The organism is Bradyrhizobium sp. 87 (genome assembly GCF_023073015.1).
Taxonomy (GTDB): Bacteria; Pseudomonadota; Alphaproteobacteria; order Rhizobiales; family Xanthobacteraceae; genus Bradyrhizobium; species Bradyrhizobium canariense_D.
Window position 1 is genome coordinate 1 of the sequence record NZ_JADPIQ010000149.1, and the last position, 24,772, is coordinate 24,772.

Sequence of the window (24,772 nt, forward strand, 5' to 3'; positions counted from 1 at the left end):
GTCGGACGGGCAATCGCGCCAGCGTGCGCCGCACTGGAGCATGTGAATGATACCGCTGATAATGCGTCGATCGTCTTCGCGCGCCGGGCCGGTCTGGTTCGTTGGCAGATGCGGCTCTATCTGAGCCCACTGCTTGTCGTTGAGCCAGAACAGTCCTTTGCGCATCGAAGTCCCCCGTGCCGAATCAACTTGGCACGAGGGAATCAGAACTCGCTAATTAGGTACAGACCCTAATGCAGCAAGATTCCGCCGGGCATTATCCAAATGAAATTTTACACCGCTCGAGCTAACACCGAGGAGCTGAGCAATATCCTGCATCGTCTTGCCCTCGGAGATCCAACCCAAACATTGCCTTTCGCGCTGGGTCAAGGTGCAGACCTGCTGGGCGTACCGAGGCGTCCGTCCAATTCCGGCAGCGCTCACATGGGCATGGTAGGTGAGCCCCACCGCTTGCAACATATCTTGCGAGCTCTCGACGAAGCGATCGAGTCCAAGGCTGCGCTCATCCACCGCCAGCGTGAACGCCGCAAACCGGTTTTGGCTTGAGGGAATGCGAATGGTCAGGCCGGTCCTGATCTTGAAGCTGAGCGCATCATCGAACAGGCGGCGCTCTTTCGCCGACTTTGCGCTTCGCGCCTCACGTCCATCCCACAGGAACACACGGCTCGTGTTTCGCGGCTCCTGAAGAACGGGATCGATGTTGTGATAGCCTTCGCGAAAATAGTGGCTGGTCCAACTCTTCGGATAGGATGAAATCAAAATGGGGCCATTGGCGCGCTGACCAAAATAGGCAAACCACCGAAATCCCAGGGCATGCGCAGCTCGTTCCGCAACACGCCGAAAATCATCTTCCGTATGGGCAGCGTGCAGACAATCGACGAATTCATCGCATGCTCTTTTGACATCTTTCATTGCGCCACTTCAGTCTTTTCTTGTTCCCACAACGCGAATATTCTGATGATTCGCGCTCTAGGTGCAGGCATTTATTGCAACGTTGCGGCAGCTTTGCGGCACGAACAATTCGATATTGCCCTGTCAAACCTACCAGCAGCAACGCGGAGATACGACGGAGGAGAACAACCTCTGACTGCAGCCACTCAAAACAAAATATTTTCTCCACTTCGTGGAGGCTAAGGAATTTCCTTCTCTGCGCTATTAGATCCGCGCATCACGGAACTTATACAGTTTCCAAAGTGCGTGCGCGGATAGCCGTGCCTGCGAACACGGTTCGTGACCCAGCAGATCCATAGCGCCCTGTCAGAACTGACAGCGCAACGCCGTGGCCGTGGCTGCTTTCCTGATCTCGAAGCTGTGATTCGTAAGGTTGAGGTTAAGAATGAAGGTCATTGTGCGTAGCCGTGCGGCACTCCTGCGCGACTCCGAACTAACGCTAGGAATGCACCGCCTGCGAGGGCGTGTGTTCAAGGAACGGCTCGACTGGGACGTCTCTGTCTGCAACGGATTGGAGATCGATCAGTACGACACCTTTAAGCCAACTTATCTCCTGGTGCTCGAGCAGAACGACGTTGTTGGTTGTGTTCGGCTGCTGCCCACCACCGGGCGCAACATGCTCGCCGATACGTTCCCGATGTTGCTAGATGGCAACCCGGCGCCGGTGGCGACCACGATCTGGGAGAGCTCGCGCTTCTGCGTTGACACCAAAAGTGCGGCGGCAACAGCAGAGAATGGTCTGCGCAAAGCGACGTTCCTGCTGTTTGCAGCCATGATCGAATGGGGACAGCAGCACAATCTTCATGCCATCGCAACCGTCACTGACCTGCGCATGGAACGCATCCTGCGCCGGGCCGGATGGCATCTCGAGCGCCTCGGGACGCCTCGTCAAATCGGGGCGACCAAAGCCGTCGCTGGATTGTTGCCGATCACCGAGGAGGCTCTCGGCGCGATCCGCGCGACCGGGCAGATTTCAAGGGGTGCGATTGACGCGCCATCAAGCCTGGCGATCGCTGCCTAGCATCCAACGTCTTTAGCTCCTGACAAGAAGGCTCTCAACCATGGATCCGGCTGCATTCGCGGCCCTGGTCGAACGATGCGCCCCCACGGCAATGGTCCGGCCGTTGACGGCAATCGTGCGGCAGGCGAGCTCGTTCGAGCCGCTGCTCATCACGATTCAGGAGCGCAAACCAATTCCGATTCAGGCCACTGATCGGGACGAAGCCATCCAGCTCGCAACTGAGGCCATCGCGACCGGCCAGCAGGTCCGAACGGGTCTCGGTCAACTTGATGCGGAGGAAACACGAAACGCCGGGCTGACGGCTAGTACCACCTTCGATCCGTGCCAGCACATTGCCGGGCTTGGCAGATTGTTCGACGCACGACTGCAAGCGGCGAGCCTAAAACGCGCAGACCGCGACCAGGCGATTGCCGAGGTCGTCGCGAGCTTCGCACCGAAGGCTTCCGGTCACGTCTCGGAGCCTCGTATCGAGCCGATGGCTTCTACCGGTCGCGATCGCCCCACCGGCGATACGACAATCAATCCACCCGCCGCCTCTACCGAGCGCCGGCCCTGGGACGTCTATCGCTCGGGAATAGGCACGTCAGCCTTTGTTTACGAACGATGAGGATCGCCGTTTTTCATCAACTCAATACCGCGGTCCGGGCTGGGTCCGGCTGCAGTGCCAATCGGAGCCGTGCCATGACTTCTCCTCTTAAACACTCCGCTGCCCTCCTTTGCATGGGGGCCGTCCTCAGCGTCGCGTTGGTTGAGCCGGCGTTTGCGCAGACCGCGAATATCGAAGGCGTGCTGCAGAACATCGTCAACATGCTGACCGGCAACGTCGCCCGCTTGCTGGCGACGCTGGCCGTCATCATCGTCGGCATCGCCTGGATGTTCGGTTACCTCGATCTGCGCAAGGCCGCCTATGTCGTGCTCGGTGTTGCCATCACGTTCGGCGCCTCCGAGGTGGTTTCGACCTTGACTGGGGGTCATTGATGACCGAGGCCGCGCGTCTCACGGAGGACACCTTGTTTTTGGCCTGCACGCGTCCGGCCATGGTCGCCGGCGTCACGATGGAGGCCATGGCGCTCAACGTGATGTTTTCCTGCATCCTGTTTCTGGTAGCCGGCAGCATTCTCTACGGCCTGGTCGCGGTTCCGATCCATGGTCTTTGCCGCATCATCTGCCGCCACGACCCGAACATGTTCCGGATTCTGCTTGCCTGGATCGAAACGCGAGGGCGCACGCGCAACGCGTCATTTTGGGGCGGATCGTCCTGCACGCCGCTCAATCTCGTTCGGCGATATCGAACAAGAGAACTTGGCTATGCGTAACGCAGCGCTTAAGACCCGAGAGATCGGGCCTGACGTCTACCTGCCGTTCGCCCGGCATGTCACAGATACGGTGATCAGTCTCACGACACGAGCGCTGCTCACGACGATCAGGCTTGACGGCACTTCGTTCGAAACCGCCGAAACGGCGGATCTGAACGACCTTCACGCCAAGCTGAACCTCACCTTACGCAACGTTGCGGATCCACGGCTGGCGCTATGGACCCATCTGGTGCGCCGCCAGACGTCAGACTATCCGGCCGGTGCGTTCCGCTCGACATATGCAGCCGCACTTGACGCGCAATATCGCGACCGGCTTCGTCACGAGGCGCTCTTTCGCAGCGATCTCTATCTGACGCTGGTTTGGCATCCCGGCCGCGCCACCACGGACGTCGCCGCGGCGTTCTTCAAGCAGCTTGGCCGACGCGCTGCGCAATCCGTCGAAGTCGACAACGACGCCTTGAAGCGGCTCGAGGATGCCAGGCGCGACATGGTCGCGGCCCTGGAGCGTTACGGTGCCCAGACCATGGGATTAGTCGAGCGCAACGGGATCGTGTTTTCAGAACCGATGGAACTGCTCCACGCCATCACAAGCGGGGAGTGGCTGCCGGTCCCTTTGCCGCAAGGGCCGATCGGCCCCGCGCTCTATTCGAATCGTGTCATTTTCGGCCGCGAAGCCATCGAGATCCGCGGTCCCGGTGGATCGCGGTTCGCTGGCATGTTCGGTCTCAAGGAGTATCCAGCGTCAACCCGGCCTGGCCTGTTGAACGCGCTACTTTCGGCGCCGTTTGAGCTCATCGTCACGCAATCATTCGCGTTTTTGGGGAAGGCGGACGCCAAGACAGTCCTGACCCGCAAGCAGAACCAGTTGGTCTCGGCCCAGGATCCGGCCGCGTCACAGATCGACGAGCTCTCTGACGCGCTCGACGATCTCGAATCCAATAGGTTCGCGCTCGGCGATCATCACCTCTCGCTGCTGATTTATGCGGAGACGCCTTCCCAGCTACAGGAACATATGAGCGTGGCACGGCGAGCACTGGCCGATGCCGGTAGCGTGGTCGCGCGCGAAGATCTTGGACTTGAAGCGGCTTATTGGGCCCAGCTCCCCGGGCTGTTCAAATATCGGGCACGAACTGGGGCGATCAGCTCCCGCAATTTCGCGGCGTTCTCCCCGTTTCACACCTATCCGACCGGGAGGGCCGCCGGCAACCATTGGGGTCCGGCGGTTGCGATGCTGAAGACAGCCTCCGGCTCGCCGTACTACTTCTCGTTCCATCACGGCGACCTCGGCAACACCTTCATCTGCGGCCCGTCCGGGTCGGGCAAGACCGTCGTGCAGAACTTCCTGCTGTCGCAGGCCGAGCGGCTTGGCGCCACCTATGTCTTCTTCGATAAGGACCGGGGCGCCGAGATTTTCGTCCGTGCTGCCGGCGGGACCTATCTGACACTTCATAATGGCCTTGCGACCGGCTGCGCGCCGCTCAAGGCGCTGGAGCTGACGCCAGCGAACCTGTCCTTTCTCGGCGCACTTATCCGGAAACTCGTCACGCCGGAAAGCCGGCCGCTGACGGTGACCGAGGAGGAGCGGATCGATTCCGGGTTACGGGCCCTTGGTCAACTGCGGCAAGCGGAACGCTCGTTCGGGGCGCTGCGAGCCTTTCTCGGCCAGCAGGACCGCGAGGGCATTGGTGCCCGGTTGGAGCGATGGTGCCGGGGCGCGCCTTTCGGCTGGGTGCTCGATGGCGAGCAAGATGCCATCGCCTTGGAGGCCCGATTCATCGGCTTCGATATGACCGACCTCCTGGATCATCCGACCGTTCGCACGCCGCTGATGATGTATCTGTTCCATCGGGTCGAGCGGCTGATCGACGGCCGGCGCCTGATCATCGACATCGACGAGTTCTGGAAGGCGCTTGGAGATGAGGCATTTCGGGATCTCGCCAACAACAAACTAAAAACCATCCGCAAGCAGAATGGCGTCATGGTATTCGGCACGCAGTCGCCACGCGATGCGCTGGCCTCGCCGATCGCGCACACCATTGTGGAGCAATGCCCGACGCAAATCTTCCTGCCGAACGCGCGGGGAACGCGGTCGGACTATGTCGACGGCTTCCATCTGACGGACACTGAATTCCGCCTGATCAAGGAGGAGCTCGCACCCGAAAGCCGGCGGTTCCTGGTCAAGCAGGGCCACAACTCGGTGGTGGCCGAACTTGATCTCGTCGGCTTCGACGACGCACTCGCCGTGTTGTCGGGGCGGACGGAAACGGTCGAGCTGCTCGATCGCATTCGTACCGAATACGGCGACGATCCGGCCCAGTGGCTGCCGGTATTTCAAGCGGAACGGAGGAAACTCCGATGATGGTTCAGCGCATGTCAGCGATGTTTGCCTCCGCCTCAGTCGCGGCCCTTCTGATGGCCTCTCCGGCAGCAGCCGAGATTGTGTTCGATCCCAACGTCTTCGCGCGGCAATTTGAGCAACTGACCGAACTGAAGAAGCAGGTCGATACCCTGACGTCGCAGCTCAAGGTGGCGCAGGATCAATTGAACCAGGCCAAGCAGCTCTATGACAGCTTCAACAAGCGGACCAACGCCAACGAGATCGGGTCGCTCTTGAACACACCGCAGTTCCGGAAGACGCTGCCCCAGCAGTTCTCAGACATCGAACGTCTCGTCGCGGGGCAGGGCGGCGGCAACTTCGCCGACGCGATCGACCACTATCTCTCGCAGAACCGCGCATATGCCGGCAACAGCGGCAATTCGTATTACCAGAGCGAGCTCGACCGGATCGCGCGGCAGACCGGCGCCAAGCACTCCATGGGGCAGGCGGTGTACGACACTGCCTCGCAGCGCATCGATGCCCTGGAGGAACTCAGAACTCGCATCAGCAGTGCGACAGACGTCAAGGAGACCCTTGATTTGTCAGCTCGGCTGCAGGCCGAACAGGCGCTGCTCCAGAACGATGTGCTCCGGATGCAAGGCCTCGCGATGATCCAGCAGGCCCGCACGGACATGGACGGGCAGCGGGAACGCGAAAAACAGCGGCAACTGGTCGATGAAATGAAAGCGGCGCTGCAATGAGACTGAGAGCATCCATTCTGCTGATCGCTGTTGCCGCCGCTCTTACTGGTTGTAATGAATCCGATACGACCCAGCAGACGAAGACCGTCAGCTGGTTTTTCGAGCATCGGGACGAGCTTCAAGCAACGCTCAAGGCGTGCCGCAATAACCCAGGCGAACGTGGGAACACGCCCGACTGCATCAACGCGAATGAAGCGCGCAACAAAATCACCATCCAAGAGATGAAAGACGCCCTGAAGTAAGGACCGCCGCGATGGCCATAAACGTCTTTGACAGTTTCCTGAAAGAGTTCGAGGAACCGATTACGACATTCGTGTCGACGTCGGTGTCGAATCTCACGTCCTACATCGATGGCCCGCTGCGCGCCGCCGTGATGCTCTATGTCGTCCTCTACGGTTTTGCTGTGATGCGCGGCGCGATTTCTGAGCCGATCATGGAATTCGCCTGGCGGGCGATGCGGATCGTGGTCGTGGTTCTGCTCGCGACCAACTCAAGCGCGTTCCAGCAATACGTCACAGGCCTTTTCTTCGACTCCTTGCCCAAGGAAATCGGCAATGCGTTAGCGGGGTCGGGACTAAACACCAGTTCCGGGGCGCCTTTCGATCAACTTCTCTCCAAAGGGATCGACGTCGCCAACAGGATTTACGAACAAGCCGGTTTGACCAACATCGCACCGGCGCTGATCGCCGCGATTCTCCTGGTCTTCGTGGCGGTTGGCTCCTTCCTGCAATTTGCCATCCTGCTCTACGCCAAGGTTGGTCTTGGTGTCGTGATCGCGCTCGGCCCAATCTTCATTGCCCTGGGGTTATTCGAGGCCACGCGGCCGTTTACGGAAGCCTGGCTTCGGCAGGTCGCCAACTTCGTGATCCTGTTGGTGCTGGTGGTCGCTCTGGTCGGGCTGATGCTAACGACCGTCAGCGGCTTTATCGACAGGTTCGCAGGCAATGCGGGGACAGCCGGCGAGATGATCGTGGCCGCGGTCGCGATCAGCGCAGTGCTCGGCCTGTCCGGATACATCTCCCTGCAACTGCCGATCATCGCAGGCGGTCTCGCCGGGGGTGGGGCATCGCTCGCAAGCCGGCTGGTCACAAGTCCCCTGATTGCCAATGCCACGGCGGCTGCAGGTGGCGCCTATGCCGGCGCCCGCTGGTCAGCCACCCGCGGGCTTGCCGCAGTCAGAGGCAGCCGGCAGGGCGGCAGTATGCGACGGGTCCGATCCCAGGGCACTACGACAGCGTAAGCAAAAATCGCCGGCATCAGGCGACAAGAAAGACAGGGGCATCAGAACGATGTGGCGTCGACTATTCATCATTTGCGTTATCCCATGGCAGCTTGGGGGCTGCGCGAACTGGTCAAAGGGGCCGCCGTCCTGTGATGGTCTGACGCGCCGACCGCTCAATCGTTCACTTTGGGATTGGGAGAACGGCACGCCATTGGCGGCACCCGAGCCGCCAATTCCGCCATCGGCACCACCACCCATCATCCGCAAAGGCGACGCCAGCCCGTCCGCGCCGTCCAGCCATACCGCCAATTCGAGCTCTCGGTGGGACATTGCAGCCTCTTACCGCGCCTGCGGCAAGGAGGCGTGAGATGGTCCGGCAGGATGATCTGAAGACCTATTTCGACAACGCGCGCCGGTGGGAACAGGATCTGTTGCTATCGGCCCATCGTTCGCGCCGAACTGCATGGGTGATCGCCGCGGGTGCCTGCGTATTGGCGGCCGCCTCGGTCGGTGCGGTCGCGGCCCTTGCGCCGCTCAAGACAGTCGAGCCGTTCGTCATCCGGGTCGATAATGCCACCGGCATCGTTGACACGGTCTCCGCGCTCAAATCGACGCCGGCGCGCTACGATGAGGCCGTGACCAAGTATTTTCTCGGCCGCTACGTGCGTGCACGCGAGGGTTACAGCTATGCGGAGGCTGAAGCTAACTTCCGAACCATTTCCTTGCTGTCCGGATCGGGCGAGCAAGCGCGCTTCGCCGCCTGGTACCGGGGCTCCAATCCCGAAAGCCCGCAAGTTGTTCAAGGCCGCTTCGGGGTCGCCACCGTGCGCATCAAGGCGATCTCGCTCCTGGCCGACAACGTCGCATCCGTACGGTTCATGAAGGAGAGCCGCAAGGGCGAGGAAACCCGCATCACCCATTGGGTCTCGACCCTGACGTTTGCGTATGCGAACGCGCCAATGTCCTCGGCCGACCGTCTCGTCAATCCCCTCGGCTTCCTGGTCTCGGAATATCGCGCCGATCCGGAGGTCGTGCCATGAGACGTTTCGTTCTTCTGATGACGTTTGCGCTGGGATTCGCGGGGCCGGTGCTGGCGCTGCAGCAGCCAGCACCTGGTCAACACGACGCTCGCGTGCGCACGGTCGCTTACGATCCGGCCAACGTGGTGCGGGTCAACGGCGTCATCCGGGCTTCAACCCAGATTTTGTTTGCTGATGACGAGGAGGTCGCGCATGTCGCGATCGGCGACTCCGTCGCATGGGAGGTTGCCCCGGCAGGCTCGATCCTGTTCCTCAAGCCGCGCGAAAAGCATCCGCCGACCAATCTGCAGGTTGTGACCACCCGCCCTGACGGCCGCAAGCGCTCTTACCAGTTCGAATTGTCGATCGCCGAGACCACGCTGGCGGACAGTTATTTCGTTGTCCGCTTCGCCTATCCCGGCGACGAGCTTGAGCGCCGGCGCATGGAAGCGGCCGCGCGGGGCGCCGAGCGGGAAGGCGCACTGATCGAGCAGACCTTCGACCTGCATCATGCCTATGGGGTGCGCAACTGGCGATTTTCGGCGCAGGGCTCGATCGATCTTGAGCCGGAAGCCGTGTTCGACGACGGCAAGGAGACCACCTTCCGCTTCGCCGGCAATCGCGAAATCCCGGCGATCTATCTGATCAACTCCGACGGCTCGGAAAGCCTGGTGCCTAAGGATGTCCGCGGCGAGCTCGTGGTCGTTCATGCCACGGCACGAGAGTTTCGGCTGCGCAAGGGCGACAACATGCTCTGCATTTTCAACGAGGCATTCGACGCGGTGGGAATCAACCCCGGCACCAATACCACCAGCCCCTCGATCGAGCGGCGGGCGAACAAATCACCTCCATCCCTGAAGTCACGATAGGCGGGCGCGACATGACCGAGCATGACGATGAGACGATTGCCGGCGACCGCGGCATTACCCCCGTGGGAGGAGGGGAGAATGGTCGAACGGCGATGCTCAAGCGCGGCTTCGGCGCGCTGGCGCTGACCGCTTTTGCCTTTCTGATCATCTGGAGCACCTGGAAGAGTGATAAGCCGGTGAGCGACTCCGCTCGCAAGCTCATGATCCGGCCGGCAGCGGCCTTCGAACCCGCCCCGGAACCGCCGTCGGCACCGATCACCACAGCTTCGATAGCGATACCGGTCGCAGCCGCCCCGGCGGCACCGGCACCGGCGTCCGACCAACTCCTGGAGAGCGCGCGGCGCGCGCCGGTACTCGCTTATAATCGGCCGATTTCTTCCGGGCGCCCCGCCCGCGATAGCGCCACCGGAAGCGTCCTGACCGAGCCCTATGAGTTTGGACGGGGCGAGCCGCGCAACGATCTTGCCGACAAGCTGAAGCCCACTCCGATCGAGGGCATGCGCGCCTCGCGGCTTCCCAACCGCAATCTGCTCGTCACCCAGGGTACTTCAATTCCGTGCGTACTGGAAACCGCGATGTCGTCTGATGTGGCTGGCTTCGTCTCCTGCGTCGTCATACGCGACGTGATGTCGGACTCCGGCAACGTGGTCTTGATGGAAAAAGGCACGCAAGTGGTTGGCGAGTATCGCGGCAATGTGCGGCGCGGTTCAAAGCGCCTGTTCGTGCTGTGGACCCGCGCCAAGACGCCGACCGGCGTGATTGCAGCCCTGTCCTCGCCTGCCACCGATGCGCTGGGCCGCGCCGGCTTCGACGGTGACATTGACACCCACTTCTTTGAGCGGTTTGGCTCGGCGCTCCTGCTCTCGATCGTCAGCGATGCCTCATCGATCGGCCGTCAGCAGATGCGGGACGGCTCCATCCAAATCAACAACACCGCGGGGGCCACCAATACGGCCGCCGCTATCGCTGTCGATCAGTCGATCAACATCCCGCCGACGCTGAACAAGAACCAGGGCGAACTCGTCAATATCTTTGTCGCACGCGACGTCGATTTCTCCTCGGTCTATCAACTTCGGCGAATTGAGACCCGGACCCAGATTCTCGACCGCACCATCCCTGGTGGCATCGTGGCCCCGGCTATGGTGACGAAATGAGCCAGGTGGCATCGATTGAACGCGATGGTGGGCGCCTTGTCCTGGAGCGCTATCTCGAGCCGCTGGCGCCATACTTGGCGGACAAGAGCCTGACCGAAATCGTCGTCAACCGCCCTGGCGAGATCCTCGTGGAAGGGCCCGGAGGTTGGACCCGGCATGACGCGCCGGCGTTGACGCACGCTTATCTGTCGCATCTGGCGACTGCCGCCGCCGGTCACACCCGCCAGGACATCGGTCCGGAGCATCCAGTGGTGTCGACGACCCTGATCGGCGAGGAGCGCTGTCAGATCGTGGTCCCGCCGGCTGTGCCGACCGGGACGATAAGTCTGACGATCCGCAAGCCCTCGACCCTGACCATGACGCTTGACGCCTTCGAGCAGGCAAAGCTGTTCGACGAGATCCGTGTGACCGGTAATGAGCTCAGCCCTGACGAGCATCGCTTACTTGCCCTAAAGGAAGCCGGCGCATGGCGCGAGTTCCTCGAGCTGGCCGTGAGAGCTCGCCGCAACATTCTCATTTCTGGCGCAACCGGTTCCGGCAAGACCACCCTGTCCAAGGCGCTGATCGCGGCGATCCCGCCGCAGGAGCGGCTCATCACGATTGAGGATACCGCCGAGCTTGTCATCCCGCATCAGAATTGCGTGCGGCTGCTCTATGCCAAGGACGGGCAGGGCGTCGCCAAGATTGGACCGCGCGAACTGCTCGAGTCGTGCTTGCGGATGCGGCCGGATCGGATCCTGCTGCAGGAGCTTCGGGATGGGACCGCGTTCTTCTATCTGAGGAATGTGAACTCCGGACATCCGGGGTCCATCACGACGGTCCACGCCGATAGCGCCCGGCTCGCCTTCGAGCAATTGACCTTGTTGGTGAAGGAAAGTGCGGAAGGCCGTGACCTTCATCGCGACGATATCCGCTCGCTCCTGCTGCTTCTGGTCGACGTCGTCGTCCAGCTGCAGAAGCGAGACGGCCGGTACCGCATCTCGGAAATCTATTATGACCCCATTCGCAAACGCGACCACGCCCACTAGGTTCGCGCTCGGTACTGCGCTTGCGGTCGGCGCCATCGGGCTGTTTCTGTTGGTCGCCTCAAATGTTCTGCTGCTCGGGCTCAGGCATCACGATGGAGGCATCCACTGGTCCGAGATCGCCACGGGCTGGCCCCGATACGGCACTGACCCACGCTTTGACCGCTGGCTGACACTCTCAACCCTGGCCGGGGTGATCGTCGTCTTTGGCCTGCTCGGCGCTATCCTCCGGCAGCGACCTCTGCCGCTTCATGGCAGCGCCCGTTTCGCCTCGGAGCGCGAGATCAAGGCCGCCGGCCTGCGGTCCAAGGAAGGCGTGCTGCTCGGCCGCAAGGACGGCAAACTGCTCTGCTTTGGCGGATCGGAGCATGTCCTGGTCTACGCCCCAACTCGCGCCGGCAAAGGCGTCGGCTACGTCATTCCGAATCTGCTCAATTGGCCGGATTCAGTTGTCGTGCTGGATGTGAAGAGAGAGAACTGGGATCGTTCGGCGGGATTTCGCGCCGCCCATGGGCAGGAGGTCCATCTGTTCGACCCGCTCGAGGAAAACGGTCGCACGGCGCGTTATAATCCGCTGGGCTATGTCCGCAGCGATCCCGCCGATCTCTATGACGATCTCCAGCGCATCGCGGTGATGCTGTTTCCGGCCGAAAGCCGAGGCGATCCGTTCTGGTTCGAGGCGGCACGTTCGGCCTTTGTAGCGATCGGAGGCTATGTCGCGGAAACGCCTGGCTTGCCCCTGACGATCGGCGAGATTCTGCACCAGCTGTCTGCGGCCAGCGACCTCAAGTCTCATTTCGAGAACATCATCTCCGCTCGCAAGTCAGGCCCTTCGCCACTGTCGCGGCATTGCATAACCGCGTTAAACGACTTCCTCGCCGCTTCCGAAAACACCATGAACTCGGTGCGCAAGACGGTTACCGCAAGGCTCGGTCTCTGGCTCAACCCGCGCATCGATGCAGCGACATCGACCAACGATTTCGATCTGCGGCAGTTGCGGCAACGGCCAATGTCGATCTATCTCGGGGTCACACCCGACAATCTCGACCGCATGGCGCCGCTTCTTAATCTGTTTTTCCAGCAGGTGGTCGATCTCAATACCCGCGAACTGCCGGAACAGAATCCCAAGCTTAATCGCAAGGTGCTGCTCTTGCTCGACGAATTTCCGGCGCTGGGGAATGTCAACGTGCTCGCGAAATCGGTGGCCTTCATTGCCGGATACGGCATCCGCCTCCTCACAATTATCCAAAGCCCGGCGCAACTGCGCGCGATTTACGGGACCGACGCCGCGCGCAACTTCATGACCAACCATGCCGTCGAGGCCGTCTTTGCTCCGAAGGAGCAGGACGTGGCCAATGAGCTCTCGGAGCGGATCGGCTACGACACGGTGAAGGCGCGCAGCCGCAGCGGACCAAAAGGGCTTGCGATGCGCTCGATGAGCGAGACGGTCTCCGAGCATCGTCGCGCCCTGATGTTGCCGCAGGAATTGAAGCTCTTGCCGAAATCCAAGGCTTTCATCCTTGCGTCCGGGATTCCACCCGTTATTGCCGACAAGATCGTGTACTACGAGGACAAGGCATTCCTGCGGCGTCTGCTGCCGCCGCCGGCTCCTGAGATGCCCAAGGGTCGCTCGAATGCGCTGCTGGATGCAGAACTCAAGGAGCTTCGCTCCGAGGTCGCTGAACTGCGCGCCGTTTTTCGCTCGCGGCCGATGACCGACGAGGAGGTCGCCGATCCATCCGCGATTCCTGAGGGCGCCAGTTTCGACTTTGGCGACGTGGACGTGGACCTCGAAGGGCTCTCCGAGGAAGAGTTAAAGGCCTGGACCCTGAACTACATCGACGCCCAGGCCATTACGCCGGCGCGACGGTCCGGCCGCAAGCAGAACGGGCAGCAGCATGAACGACAAGCGTGACAACAGCGAGGACTTCAGCCTTGAACGGCAAGATCGCACAGGGCGCGGTCCGGAGAGAAACGAACCGGGCGACCAGGCGGAAACGAAGTCAAAGACGGCTGCCAGGTCGTCCGCCGCGATAGTTGATGACAATGCGCTCCCCGAGCGTATCAGTCGCAAATATTACGTCATTTCAAATGAGGCTGGAAGAGACCGGCATAGCGGGGAAACGCGCTTCTATGCCGACGAACGTGGCGAGTATCTGGCCTTCAAAATCACGGAAGATCGACTGGTCACCCGGCTGGCCGCAGCGGAAGTAATCCGGGACATGGTCAGCGTGGCACAACATCGCCAATGGGAGGCACTTCACGTCCGCGGCTCCGCGGAATTCCGACGCGAGGCCTGGCTTGAGGCTGGTACCCGCGGAATCGAAGTGCAGGGGCATCAGCCGACTGATCTCGATCGGCAGGCGCTGGCTGATCGGCAAGCCGTCTGGAACCGAACACGTCCTCGCGCGCATCAGGAGGAGGTTCGTTCAGCTTTTGACAGGGACGAGCCCTCGGCAAGAGTCGACTACGACAAAGGCGTTTCGGGACGTTTGATCGAGCTCGGCCGGGCACCTTACGGCAATCGGAACAACGCCGAGATGTCGACCTACTTGGCTCTCGAGCTCGACAATGGCCAGCAGCATAAACTGTGGGGCGTGGGTCTGGAAAAGGCGGTCGCGGACAGCAAGACAGGGCCGGGCGACCGAGTCCAAGTGCGCCGCGAGGGCGTCGAACGCGTCCTTAAAGATATCAAGATCATCGACGCAGCAACCGGAAATGCACGGTCCGCGCGCCGGCAGGTGCCCCGCAACCGCTGGCGTGTGACGGCGGAGAAATTCCGCTCGGCCGATCGGCAGACGGCGGCGCGCGATGCCGATTTGATCGCGGCACAATCGAAGATGGTCATCATTGAGAAGCTGGTAGAACGCGCGTTTCCGGAGGACGAGCGGGCGCGGCGAAACATCATGGAAGCGGTCAAGGACCGCATTGCCGGACATCTCGAGCGGGGACATTCGTTCACGCGCGCGACGGTGGCAGAACCGATTCAAGATCGACATCGATCCAAGAGCGATAAAGTCGATGTCAGGCGAAACCAGACTGGCGGGCGCGAGAGATTTCAGGAAAGGGAACGCTGAGGGCATGCCAGAGAAAGTCGTCGGGTCAAAAATCGTGAGTTTGACTCCCACTCTCTCCGCCATGCATCATTGTATCTGTTGTACTGTTTTCCATTTACCCGGACTGACCCCCGGCTGCACCCCCGGGGTGGGCCCTAGGCAGTACGTTTTCCGAGGCTTCTAATGTCTGTTCGGGCAGCATCCCAGGTTTGCTCATGCCCACACTCGACTATCTCCGCTCGGAAATCGAGCGCATGCGCGCGCAGATTGGCCGCCAGCGCAAGGAAATCCTCCAGCTTCAACGGGCCGGGGTACCGACCGCTTCGGCTGAGACGCTGCTTCAGCGGATGATGGGCAAGGTTGACGACCTTTGCGCTGAGCATGACCGGCAAGTGCGAACGGCGAAGGAAGGCCCCACCTACGACTCCGGCAAACGGATACGAGGCACTCCGGCCAAGCCAGGGCCTAATGGACAACCTTCGGCGGTTCCGGCGCCGTGGGTAATGGTGGAGGAGGAGCAATGTTTCCGCGTAAAGGACGCCAACGGCTTCTCCGTCTGCTCTGTCCCCCACGCGAAGACCTTCACCAACGCCCGTATCAATACGCCGAGCAATTCCTTACGAGGCGAGAAGGATTGCAGAGGCAATCTCCCGGCTGCCGGAGCTTTTGAAGAGGCCCCAGTACTGAGAGCGTTCCTCCTGAAGAACGCTGTATCACACCGCGTTCGCTAACCGTTCGGCTGCCGTTCTCGTTGACGTTGAAAATACAACCTGGAATCGCGATTATGGTTGTAAAGAGAACGCCTGGGAACGGCGCATGTGAATAAGCACCGAAGTGGGACCCCCCGCTGAGATGACCGCAATGCATTGATGTAGCACAAGGAAATTCGTTCGGGTGGGGTCCGGATCGGCGCCGATCGGGACCCGGTTGTCTGTCAGTTCACGAACTAGATCAACGGGATGGCTTTAACGTAGCAGGGGTCCCACTTCGGCGCTTTTTCACAGGTACACGACATGCGTGAATATCCCGGTCCAGCGGTTGACGCCATTGTACGGCTGCATGAGCGTCTAGAACAGCTTACGTCTCAATTGTCCGAACTGGAGTGTCTTCGGGCGCGCGTGCTCGAAGCGGAGCGGAGCGTACTGGTCACCGTCGAAACCGCTCCGCCCGGTTCGCGAGCGCCATCGCGGCATACGCGTTTTCCAGTTTCCCCAGTCCGTTCATCTCTTTGAAGTTGTGGCACGCGAACTTTAGCCTTCCCTTACTTCGTCCGAGGCTCTGGCAGAGGCCGCTAGTCTTTGCGACGGTGCGGCGTTGGAACGCTTCGCTGATTACCGAGTGTTCCCGGCACACGGCCCCAAAGTGGGTAATGCAGTCGTGCTCCAGCTCCCCCAATCCCTCGGAGCCGGGGCAACCCGGTCCACCACCATGTTTAGAGGTTTTGCTATCGCGCTATTTGGGGTGACCGGTCGAAATACTGACGCTGCGCGCAGGCTTGTGCGGCAGATTAGTCGCAGTTTTGGGTTGTAGGTGAGCCGTGCTGCCATCATTCGCGCGAGGCATGCGGAGCTTCCTCAACGGCTACTTCTTCAACAGTATCCCTATCCTTCGCGCCATTCGCCTCACCGATCCTGCGTGACGGCCCAGCTCGGCTGCGATCTTCGATACGCCAGCGCCTGCTCGGGCCAGCTTGGATAATTGCTGGAGCTCGCGGTCGGCCCATTGCTTTGGCTTTTGTGTTTTCATGATGCGGCGCTCAAACCTGCCGCAACCTAACCATTGCGCCGGGTTGCCGGCACTTGGGAAATTTACGGGTGGTGCCGGCCACCACGAGGCTAAGCGGTGCGGCGGCTTTCCAAAAGGAGAGTCAACGATAACTTATCGACCGCTGAAACTGCGTTGTGTAGCCGCACGGATATCGTGCAGCACGCGCGAGCGTCATGTCGCTCACATCGCCCCTTTTCCATCTGTGGAAGGAAGACCGGGGGGATGGTGTTTTCCCTGACGATCCGACATCGGGTCGCACGCTGCGGGATGCCTGCCGTGACTACATCGAAGCTATGGTCGTCGATTCGGACGAAGGCGATCAGGACGATGGCGATGATGATCAAACCTGACTCGCAGCTCCATTTGAGGAAGTCAAAAGTCCGGCCATAATGATCTTTAAGGCAACTGAGAATTGCGATGGCGGACGCTCTGGGGGCGTTTCCCCTGGGGCGACCGCAGATGGTGGAGCAAGCGCGCGTTCCAAGGCGTAATTGCTTGATCAGGCCAGGGCTGAAGAGGTCCTTCTCTCCGCGCCGAAATTCTTCCCTGTATCGTTCGCGAGCACCGCATGTGCAGCAAAAGGGGTAGCGGAGCCGTGTGGTCCGTCAGAGCACAACGGTTTCAACCAGGACGAATGTCCAGTCGGAACATTGCGCTAAATGAACAGCGTTGGCGCTCGAAACGAAAGCCAACCGCAGCAAGCGCGTATCGAGTCGCGGTCGGAGAAAACAAAAATTAATTCTGACGCATAATCATAATGACTCCAACGTAAAAGCAAAAAATAAGGTGGGGAAAACATGAGAGGCTGGAATGGAAACCGCACAGCGCTTGCGCGCGATGGCGGCGCTCTGTCGGCAGAGTGTCGCGCTTCATCCTGACAGAAGCTGGAAACTGCTCGCCGAGGCAGAATACTGGGAGCATTTGGCGGCGACTCCTCTCCCAACCGACATTGAAGGCTGCTTCACCCCTGGTCAGCATGACTTAGCTGCTGCCTAGCGCTCACCATTTGTCGTTTCGAAAATCGGATTGGGGTAAATGAGTATTCTTTGGGGCCAGTGGATGACTGCCTGTATCAACGAACGGCCGATGTGTCCGGTATGCAAACACCGGATGGCATTGGTGCGCATCTCTCCCGGCAAGTCCAGATTCGAGAAGCGCACGTTCGAATGCTCGACCTGCGAACGTACCCAGACGGTGTCGTTCGCTGTGGATCCAATGAAGACAGATGCAGTCGGTTGGCTTGCAGGCGAATTGAACCCGCCTCGGTGAGCTTGGGTGCAGTTGCTGATGCAGCCGGATGAATGTCCAATCGGCAGCACGAACGTTTTGCTATCGTGAGTACAATGGTGTGCCGGGACCTGGGTGACGTTTCCGGATTGCCAGAGCATCTAGCGCAGTGCGATAGATTTCAGCGTTGCTGTGATCTCGAACCCGAATTGCAGAATTGTGGGACATCAGTTCTGGTCGCACCAGCGTGAGCTCCGCCGCGAGACGTTCTGCTTGGTCCGCCGCTCCTTGTCGATCTTCTAAGATCATTCCGCCCTGATGCTGGCATGTTGCATCGGTGACAAGCTCGAATTCGTAGTACGGCATGAAAGCCTCTCTACAAGGCCCCGCTCAGAGCGTACCTGCGCTCCCCATCAGGTGAATTATCGTATGTGAATGCGAAAGCTGGTTTGTGGAAGGATGCGGACCGACTTTCGACCAATGGCCATATCCGGTGATGCTGTGGCGGGCTGATGCTGTTCGCCGCAGTCCACAAAAACTGCGCCCTGACTTGCGGGCCATCTGCGTACCACCATACCGAAGCCTTGGTTGCGAGGCGCGAAAGGCAGTAGCTTTGGTGCGGATCGAGGAACTTCAGAGCTGCAACAATATTCAGTCATGATCAACAAGGAGAGATCCGCATGCCGATCCAGACTGTGATGGACAGTACCGGCGACAGCCGTCACTTCTTCGACGCGGACGATGCACGAGAACTAGCCAAGGCCGAGCAGCGATTTCGCGAGCTGACGAACGTCGGCTTCACCGCCGCGGTCCGGACCGGTTCAGGTCAGGTGTCGCGGATCCGATCGTTCGACCCCACTGCGGAAGAAACTCTCTTCTTCCCCCGGCTGGTCGGCGGCTGAATCGCTGAGCTATGTGGCTGTTCAGGCGGTCGCGGCCGGGTGAACGCTCACGGAGGAGGGCCGCAAAGGCGCTGTTCATTCGACACGGCGCCGAGAGGACTCCGGAAGGACGCGCGCTGCTACTGCTGCGGCAGCACCTCTCGCCCGTCCAGCGGCGGCAATTCGCGCAGACGGGCTATTTCGATGTGGTCGGCGGCGACACGGGCAACCGCTACAGAATCTATGCGGGAGCGGCTGCCAATGTCTGCGAGATCGGCGAAAACGGCCGTCCAAGGATCGGCTTGTGTTTCCTGCCCGTTGGCGACCTTCCGATTGCAGACGTCATGCTGGCCCAGAAGATCGCGCTCGAAACGTGCGAGGGCAGCGCGCTCGCAGTAGCCCGAAAGTTCACTCCCAGCCGTTTCTTGTTCAGCCGGTCCCGCCCGCTTCGCTAGCCGCGGCGTTGTGTCAGTCAAGTTTGGGCCTGACGTCGCCTATGGGGCCTTCGCTTCCGTGACGGGCTGCCGCTACATGTCCGTTCACCGGGCTAGACCGGAAGTCGCTAAGTGTCGGCCAACCGACGCGAATGACCCGTTGCGGAAGTCGTCGGCTTCGGCGAGCGACATAAACCTTCGTATTGTTCCGTGAATCCTTTGGATGCCAGACGACTACCCACATTCAATTGGTCGGCTGATCGCGATCGTCATAGGGTGCATGTGGCCCTTGGCCGATGATTACCAGAGGCGAGCCGAGAAAGCTTCGCATGTTGATGCGGCTGAATGAACTTCGCGACTGCAGAGTCCGGGTGTGAGATGAATAATCACTTTTGGCATGCAACGCTTGTTGTCTTCACTGTCATGCTGCCGATTTCTACAATTGGTCACGCTCGCGCCCACGATTATCAGCACCCTGAGTTAGACGGTTGGTATGAGAGCTTGCACAGTGGAAAAGGGCCCTGCTGCGATCGCAGTGATGCGAAGCGCGTTGATGACGCCGACTGGGAAACCAAGGATGGTCACTATCGCGTACGCATTGATAGCGAGTGGGTTGATGTTCCGAACGACGCTGTCGTAGATGGACCGAATCGCGCTGGCCGTACGGTCGTCTGGCTTTACTACCTAAATGGTCATCCGAAGGCGCGCTGCTTCATGCCGGGGAGCATGGGCTGATCGCGAGCGCAGAGCGATCAGCAGTTCCCGCCCACTACCTCCGACTCGTCCGATGCCGTGTATTGCTGCGCATAAGGAGCGCCAAATGACAACTGGAAGTTGGAATAGCCGCAACAGGATTACCAAAGAAATTCGCGAGCAGATTCTGGACGCTTATCTAGGCGATCCCATCAAAGGAACCGAACTTGCGATGAGCAACGGACTAACGGCAGCATATGCTTACAAGCTTGCTTATGAGCGCGGGTTATTGCCGACTCGCGATGAGAAGCTGCTTGGGCGAACTCATTTAGCGAGATTGTCATCAAGATGATTGTCCTCACTCCAAAACAAAGGCAACGCCTTGAGGCCGTCAAAGCCGAGTGCGGTGAAGGCGATTACCACAGTTCAGCGCAGCCTACAAAACGCTTGAGGCAGCGCGGAGCTATCCGCCGCGTGCCAGGAATGAGCAGCGGCATTGAACTGACCTCCACCGCGACGGATTTTCGCGTATACATGGCTTAGTGGGGTCGTTCACGGCTCGCACAATTCCGTTTCGCGACCTATGCCACTTCCGCATATGGCCCCGAGCGGGCATAAAAGGTACGACAGAGCATGTCCGCTCAGCCCCGCAGTTCAGACGTCGACCTGCTCTGCTATTGCGAGCGCATCGTCGACTTCAATTCCCAGGTACCGGACAGTGCTCTACCGCATATGATTTTTATCTCCGAGCCATGCAGCAATCTTGCCTGGCCACCGGCGAGGGGTGGCCGAGACGCTCCGATATGTGGCGGGGCCGGGTCTTCGAATTCTACACGAAGTATGTGGCGACTGCCGCTGCGACGGCAAGCCGATAACGCCATTGTCGGCAGAGCCTTGCCACGATCGCATTCCCTTTAGCCGCCCTGGCGAAACAGACCCAGCTGAGACCGAGTCCACTCATGGAGCATAGCGGGCCAATCGCGACATGGTGGGCAGGAGCGACTTTTGACTCGTGTTCGAGCGCGCACAATAATTTAAGTTAGCGACGCGCTATCGACGTCGACTGCATGATGGGGCGTCGATTGATTCGGGACTCGAAATGAAACAGCAGAAAACGGAAGACGCTGATACTGATCGTCGACGGCTTGTCGACGAGGCCCGTGCCGCGCGAGAGCAGGCGCAGGCGCTTTCAGCCGAAGCTGCGATAGCGGTCTACGAGCTGCGCCGGTCAATACTTGAAAGCGCGGGCGCGCGAGTCGAGACAAGGGCCCAGCGCGAGGACAGGTCCGTTGGAATGGCGGAGATTCGGCAGGTGGTGCGGGAATATATCGACCATCAACGTTCGCTGCTGCGCGGGTCTCCACGGCTGCGCCCGCTGAACGACTCACGCGGCGCTGACCGAGAACGTAGATGCGCCAGTATGCCGGGAGAAGAATCCACCATTAATGACCTGAAGTGCGCGGATTCGAGGTCGAGTACCTTCTCCCATGCGTACAACAGGGGCGCAAACTCGTCACCCTCCAGGATGCAGCACACATGCATGCAAGGCTACCGGGGACTTTCTCTCATCCAGCATCGCTCATGCCGCGCCTAACGGAGTTCCGCTAGAATCTGTGAGCCGTATTGCAGGACCGCGTGCATTCAAATTCATTGCATGGGCCACAAACCACTGACAAAATGGTCGGCGTGACCGGGGGGTGGCAGTCGTGAATTTCCAGGTATCCATTTTGAAGGTACTTGCTAGCTACCCCAACGGGCTGGCGACGCTAACGGATATCAAACGCGACCTCGCATTTTTGGCGACGAGCGGCGCTGATTGGGCAAGCTACAGCAAGCGGCTGGGTGCTACGCTCCCGACATTGGACGTTTTCTCGTTAGGCTTTGTGCAAAGATATTCGTTCGGTTGGCGGTTGACGGCCAACGGCGCAGCCGCACTCGAACTTATGGAACAGAAGGTGAGAGCTCCCGTCGCTAATGTCGAAGCAGAAGCGGCAACGTCGGATATCTTGCTGGCAAAGTGTACGCCACCTGTAGGGTCCGCTGAAAAGCCTGATCAGCCCAGTAGCTCACCAATTGATCGGCGCGCGCTGTTCACGGTCATCGACGGCGGTCGAAGCCAAGCTGCTTAATAGTAACAAACGGGATGCGCGTGCGGCGCGACTGCGACTGGTCTCACGGGCGCTGCCCGCATCTGCGCCTGAGGACGTTGCTAGCTGACGTGCGCGAATAATAAGGCGCAGGATGTGACGATCAAGAAGCTGACTCGGGGCAATCCGACGATGGCGGCGAAATTTGCGGAGCTTAAGAATCAACCCGCAGAGGCCGCCGAGTGAATAGGAGCTGCGCCGAGCGGCGCGCGCCTAGTTAGTTCAAGCGCTACAAGCTGGAGCGGCGGCGATAGTTCCGCAGTTCCCAGCGGGCAATGCTTTCCGGCTCGGCTTTGCGCCGAACCGCTTCGATAACGCGCGAATCCTCGTCAACGATCTCGGTCCAGTTGACGCGTCCGCGTAGGTGGGTCTTTTCGATGCTGATCCTGTCGATCGGGCAATGCGCCGGCTCGGAGACCTGGCCGAGATGGCGCTGCGTAAATCCAAAGGGAGCCCTTACATCTGCTACCAAGCGTCAAAGAAGGCTGTAGCAGAAGCCGACCTCGCATTCTTGGAATTCAGACGTTGTAAGAGCTTACGAGACATTCGGTCGAATATAAGATCTAATCGCAAATGGAGCCAGTTCCTGAACTGACAAGCTTTCGAGCAAAACGGAGTCAGCGGCGACTGATAATAAAATTACACAAATGGAGTCAGTTTTCCGACTGATAAGCTTTGAAGCGAAAGCTTATCAGTGGTGGCCGGGCCTAGATAAGGTGACGCCGCCGGCCCATCTAGCAGGCATGAGTTGTAGAAAGCCAGCTACGGCCATGAGCGGAAGTCAGATCGAACCGCATATGGTCGATCTCAGCGGATGCTTGGGTAAGCCTTTTTGGGAGCCCGAGGGAGCCCGAGGGAGCCCCGACGCCATTCGAATTCGATGACTTCCTACCGTCCATAGCTTGCAGCCAGTTACGGATTGGCATAAGCGGCTCCGATCGACTGAAGCTATTTCCGCTCGGCCAGTTCGCTCGCAAGCGGCTGCAACCCCTTCGTCATATCGTCGAGACGCTTCTGCCATTCGGCTCCGGCCATGAAAGCGAGGACGGGAGCATCACCGGGTGAGCTCCTGATGTATTCGGGATCGCTGAGGCTCTCGGCGATCGCGGCTTCCAGCTTCTTCGCAATGTCATCGGGCGCGCCCTTCGGCAGCGCAAAGCCGCGTTCGGCGGTCATGATGACGGGAACGCCGGCTTCCTCGGCCGTTGGGACGCCGGGCAATGATAAGGAACGAGCCTTAGAAAGGATTGCGATAGCCCGGAGCTCTCCTTTGTTGGTGCCGTGAAGCTCAGGCACTTCGCTCAGGCTGACCATTCCTATATCCAGATGGCCGCCGAGCACGTCGGTCCTCTGCGCTGCTGTTCCGCGATAGGAAATCTCATTCGGCTCGACGCTGGCGGCCTTTGCGAGCATGCGGATGGCCAGATGCCCGTTCGTGCCTGCGCCGTTATGGCCGAACGTGACTGAACCGGGCGTCTTGCGCAGCGCGTCGAGAACGCTAGTGATCGTCGTGAACGGGCTATCGTTGCGAACGACGATCACGCCGGGATCGTCGACCACGCGCGCAACCAGACGGATCTCGTCCATAGTGTACTGGGTCTTCCGCGTCATCGGCAGAAAGTTGTAGCCGGGCACGTTGACCACCCCCATCGAATAAGCGTCGGGAGCAGCGCGTGCGATCGCGGTGAACGCGATCTCGCCGCCGGCGCCGGGCTTGTTGAGGACAACAAAACGCGCGTTTCCGCCGAGCCGCTTCTCGACGAAAGGAAGCAGCTTGCGAGCCATGACGTCGGTCCCGCCGCCCGCGGCAAAGCCAACGACGACTTCGACCGGCTTGTTATCGGGCCACGCGGCCATCGCCGCCTCCGAGGCCGTCAGGCCAAGTATCAGTACGACTGTTCGAGCTTTCCCGAGCATGAAGGCTTTCGTTCCTCGTAGCAAACAATTGCCGGCTGTTGGGACTCGAACCCTTGCCTATCTCGTCCGGCACTACCGATGCGATTCCATGAGCCGTCCAGCAACAGGAACGCGCGCGACCAACACGCAACCGCTCTCGGATTCCGTAATGTAGAGGCTCTTGTTGTCGGAGCCGCCATAGGCCACGTTGGTCGTGGCGAGGCCCTGGCAAGAGCGAACCCGATAGAGCGGTTCGCCGAGGCGGCTGAAGATCCAGACGGTGCCAAGACCGGCGTGGGCGATCGCAAGGTTGTCCTGCTCGTCCATTGCAAGGCCGTCGGGGCCGCCTAGGCTGCCTGACAGCTGGATGAATATCCCGACCTTCGATGCGGTGCCGTCAGGCATCAGCGGTATGCGCCAGATGGCATTGCCCCGGGTGGCGGCCACGTAAAGAATGTGTTCGCTGCCGTTCAGCACGAGGCCATTTGGGCTGGGGACGTTGCTGACGATCTGGTCGAGCACTCCGTCCACCCGCAATCGATAGACGCGGCCGGTCGGGTCGTGAATCCCGGTTTGGCCCTGGTCGGTGAAATAGATGTCGCCGTTGCCGGCAAAGACCAGGTCATTGACGCCCTTGAAGCGCTCGGACCAGCGCCGCTCCAGCAAGGAGCTGACCTTGCCGCTGGCCGGGTCGAGCGTCATGAGGCCGTGGCGATAGTCCGTGATGACGATCCGCCCGTCGCTCGCGAGCTTCAACCCGTTCGGCTCGCCGTCATATTCGGCGACCAGCGTGAATTCTCCGGCGGGCGAGATGCGGAAGATGCGTCCGTAGGGAATGTCCACGATATACAGATTACCGTCGCGGTCGAATGACGGCCCTTCAAGGAAGGAATCCGCCACCAGTCCGCGGCGGTTGACTAACGACCATGCATTGTCGGGGTCTTTGCGTCGAAACTTGTCCGGCAGGCGGGCAAAGACCTCAGTCTTGATTTCTTCGGGCGGTGTATACATCAGGG

General features: G+C 60.1%; 26 protein-coding genes. 22 read left to right on the forward strand and 4 right to left on the reverse strand.

What is annotated here, in order from left to right; genetic code table 11:
- A partial coding sequence (locus IVB50_RS41215) for a transposase (protein ID WP_247296928.1) occupies positions 1 to 165 on the reverse strand: 165 nt, incomplete at its 3' end.
- Between the two features lie 48 nt (positions 166 to 213).
- On the reverse strand, positions 214 to 912 hold the full coding sequence (locus IVB50_RS41220) for a LuxR family transcriptional regulator (RefSeq protein WP_247300343.1): 699 nt from the start codon (positions 910 to 912) through the stop codon (positions 214 to 216).
- Between the two features lie 424 nt (positions 913 to 1,336).
- Between IVB50_RS41220 and IVB50_RS41225 the strand changes: the two genes are divergently transcribed.
- The 22 genes from IVB50_RS41225 to IVB50_RS41330 all read left to right on the forward strand — a co-directional run bounded on the left by IVB50_RS41225 (position 1,337) and on the right by IVB50_RS41330 (position 21,842).
- Positions 1,337 to 1,972, forward strand: a complete 636-nt coding sequence (locus IVB50_RS41225; RefSeq protein WP_247300345.1) for an acyl-homoserine-lactone synthase — start codon at positions 1,337 to 1,339, stop codon at positions 1,970 to 1,972.
- A 40-nt stretch (positions 1,973 to 2,012) separates the two neighbouring features.
- Positions 2,013 to 2,579 (forward strand): type IV secretion protein, encoded by a 567-nt coding sequence (locus IVB50_RS41230; RefSeq protein ID WP_247300348.1) that lies wholly within the window; start codon positions 2,013 to 2,015, stop codon positions 2,577 to 2,579.
- 74 nt (positions 2,580 to 2,653) lie between these two features.
- Positions 2,654 to 2,950, forward strand: coding sequence for a TrbC/VirB2 family protein (locus IVB50_RS41235; RefSeq protein WP_148777327.1), 297 nt, complete (start codon positions 2,654 to 2,656; stop codon positions 2,948 to 2,950).
- A complete protein-coding gene (locus tag IVB50_RS41240) occupies positions 2,950 to 3,288 on the forward strand; it encodes a type IV secretion system protein VirB3 (protein ID WP_247300350.1) in 339 nt (112 codons plus the stop codon). Before IVB50_RS41235 ends, IVB50_RS41240 begins: the two co-directional genes overlap by 1 nt.
- Complete coding sequence (locus IVB50_RS41245; protein WP_247300352.1) at positions 3,281 to 5,647, forward strand: VirB4 family type IV secretion/conjugal transfer ATPase; 2,367 nt, start codon at positions 3,281 to 3,283, stop codon at positions 5,645 to 5,647. Before IVB50_RS41240 ends, IVB50_RS41245 begins: the two co-directional genes overlap by 8 nt.
- Positions 5,648 to 5,727: 80 nt before the next feature.
- A complete protein-coding gene (locus IVB50_RS41250; RefSeq protein ID WP_247300354.1) occupies positions 5,728 to 6,366 on the forward strand; it encodes a type IV secretion system protein in 639 nt (212 codons plus the stop codon).
- The gene (locus tag IVB50_RS41255; protein WP_247300356.1) at positions 6,363 to 6,608 is read left to right on the forward strand and encodes an EexN family lipoprotein; all 246 of its coding nucleotides are present in this window, start codon (positions 6,363 to 6,365) and stop codon (positions 6,606 to 6,608) included. Before IVB50_RS41250 ends, IVB50_RS41255 begins: the two co-directional genes overlap by 4 nt.
- 11 nt (positions 6,609 to 6,619) lie before the next feature.
- A complete protein-coding gene (locus IVB50_RS41260) occupies positions 6,620 to 7,606 on the forward strand; it encodes a type IV secretion system protein (protein ID WP_247300358.1) in 987 nt (328 codons plus the stop codon).
- A gap of 350 nt (positions 7,607 to 7,956) precedes the next feature.
- Entirely contained in the window at positions 7,957 to 8,628 is a 672-nt protein-coding gene (locus tag IVB50_RS41265) for a virB8 family protein (RefSeq protein ID WP_247300360.1), read from the forward strand.
- Entirely contained in the window at positions 8,625 to 9,476 is an 852-nt protein-coding gene (gene virB9, locus IVB50_RS41270) for a P-type conjugative transfer protein VirB9 (RefSeq protein ID WP_247300362.1), read from the forward strand. The genes IVB50_RS41265 and virB9 overlap by 4 nt, the downstream gene beginning before the upstream one ends.
- Before the next feature lie 11 nt (positions 9,477 to 9,487).
- Positions 9,488 to 10,630 (forward strand): type IV secretion system protein VirB10, encoded by a 1,143-nt coding sequence (virB10, locus tag IVB50_RS41275; RefSeq protein WP_247300363.1) that lies wholly within the window; start codon positions 9,488 to 9,490, stop codon positions 10,628 to 10,630.
- Positions 10,627 to 11,658, forward strand: coding sequence for a P-type DNA transfer ATPase VirB11 (virB11, locus tag IVB50_RS41280; protein ID WP_247300366.1), 1,032 nt, complete (start codon positions 10,627 to 10,629; stop codon positions 11,656 to 11,658). The genes virB10 and virB11 overlap by 4 nt, the downstream gene beginning before the upstream one ends.
- A complete protein-coding gene (locus IVB50_RS41285) occupies positions 11,624 to 13,570 on the forward strand; it encodes a type IV secretory system conjugative DNA transfer family protein (RefSeq protein WP_247300367.1) in 1,947 nt (648 codons plus the stop codon). The genes virB11 and IVB50_RS41285 overlap by 35 nt, the downstream gene beginning before the upstream one ends.
- Positions 13,554 to 14,732, forward strand: a complete 1,179-nt coding sequence (locus IVB50_RS41290) for an LPD7 domain-containing protein (protein ID WP_247300370.1) — start codon at positions 13,554 to 13,556, stop codon at positions 14,730 to 14,732. The genes IVB50_RS41285 and IVB50_RS41290 overlap by 17 nt, the downstream gene beginning before the upstream one ends.
- 194 nt (positions 14,733 to 14,926) lie before the next feature.
- Positions 14,927 to 15,442: a hypothetical protein gene (locus tag IVB50_RS41295; protein WP_247300372.1), complete on the forward strand. Its 516-nt coding sequence runs from the start codon at positions 14,927 to 14,929 to the stop codon at positions 15,440 to 15,442.
- Positions 15,443 to 16,651: 1,209 nt separating this feature from the next.
- Positions 16,652 to 16,828, forward strand: a complete 177-nt coding sequence (locus tag IVB50_RS41300) for a hypothetical protein (RefSeq protein WP_247300374.1) — start codon at positions 16,652 to 16,654, stop codon at positions 16,826 to 16,828.
- Positions 16,829 to 17,288: 460 nt separating this feature from the next.
- Entirely contained in the window at positions 17,289 to 17,474 is a 186-nt protein-coding gene (locus tag IVB50_RS41305; protein ID WP_247300376.1) for a hypothetical protein, read from the forward strand.
- 911 nt (positions 17,475 to 18,385) lie between these two features.
- Positions 18,386 to 18,607, forward strand: coding sequence for a hypothetical protein (locus tag IVB50_RS41310; protein ID WP_247300377.1), 222 nt, complete (start codon positions 18,386 to 18,388; stop codon positions 18,605 to 18,607).
- A gap of 11 nt (positions 18,608 to 18,618) precedes the next feature.
- Positions 18,619 to 19,041, forward strand: coding sequence for a hypothetical protein (locus IVB50_RS41315; protein WP_247300378.1), 423 nt, complete (start codon positions 18,619 to 18,621; stop codon positions 19,039 to 19,041).
- Between the two features lie 402 nt (positions 19,042 to 19,443).
- Complete coding sequence (locus IVB50_RS41320) at positions 19,444 to 19,755, forward strand: hypothetical protein (RefSeq protein WP_247300604.1); 312 nt, start codon at positions 19,444 to 19,446, stop codon at positions 19,753 to 19,755.
- A gap of 85 nt (positions 19,756 to 19,840) precedes the next feature.
- A complete protein-coding gene (locus IVB50_RS41325; RefSeq protein WP_247300381.1) occupies positions 19,841 to 20,065 on the forward strand; it encodes a hypothetical protein in 225 nt (74 codons plus the stop codon).
- 1,354 nt (positions 20,066 to 21,419) lie between these two features.
- On the forward strand, positions 21,420 to 21,842 hold the full coding sequence (locus tag IVB50_RS41330) for a hypothetical protein (RefSeq protein WP_247300383.1): 423 nt from the start codon (positions 21,420 to 21,422) through the stop codon (positions 21,840 to 21,842).
- Between the two features lie 966 nt (positions 21,843 to 22,808).
- Here IVB50_RS41330 and IVB50_RS41335 read toward each other — a convergent pair.
- Positions 22,809 to 23,717, reverse strand: a complete 909-nt coding sequence (locus IVB50_RS41335; protein WP_247300385.1) for a tripartite tricarboxylate transporter substrate binding protein — start codon at positions 23,715 to 23,717, stop codon at positions 22,809 to 22,811.
- 132 nt (positions 23,718 to 23,849) lie between these two features.
- The gene (locus IVB50_RS41340) at positions 23,850 to 24,767 is read right to left on the reverse strand and encodes an SMP-30/gluconolactonase/LRE family protein (RefSeq protein WP_247300386.1); all 918 of its coding nucleotides are present in this window, start codon (positions 24,765 to 24,767) and stop codon (positions 23,850 to 23,852) included.
- Positions 24,768 to 24,772: the final 5 nt, after the last annotated feature.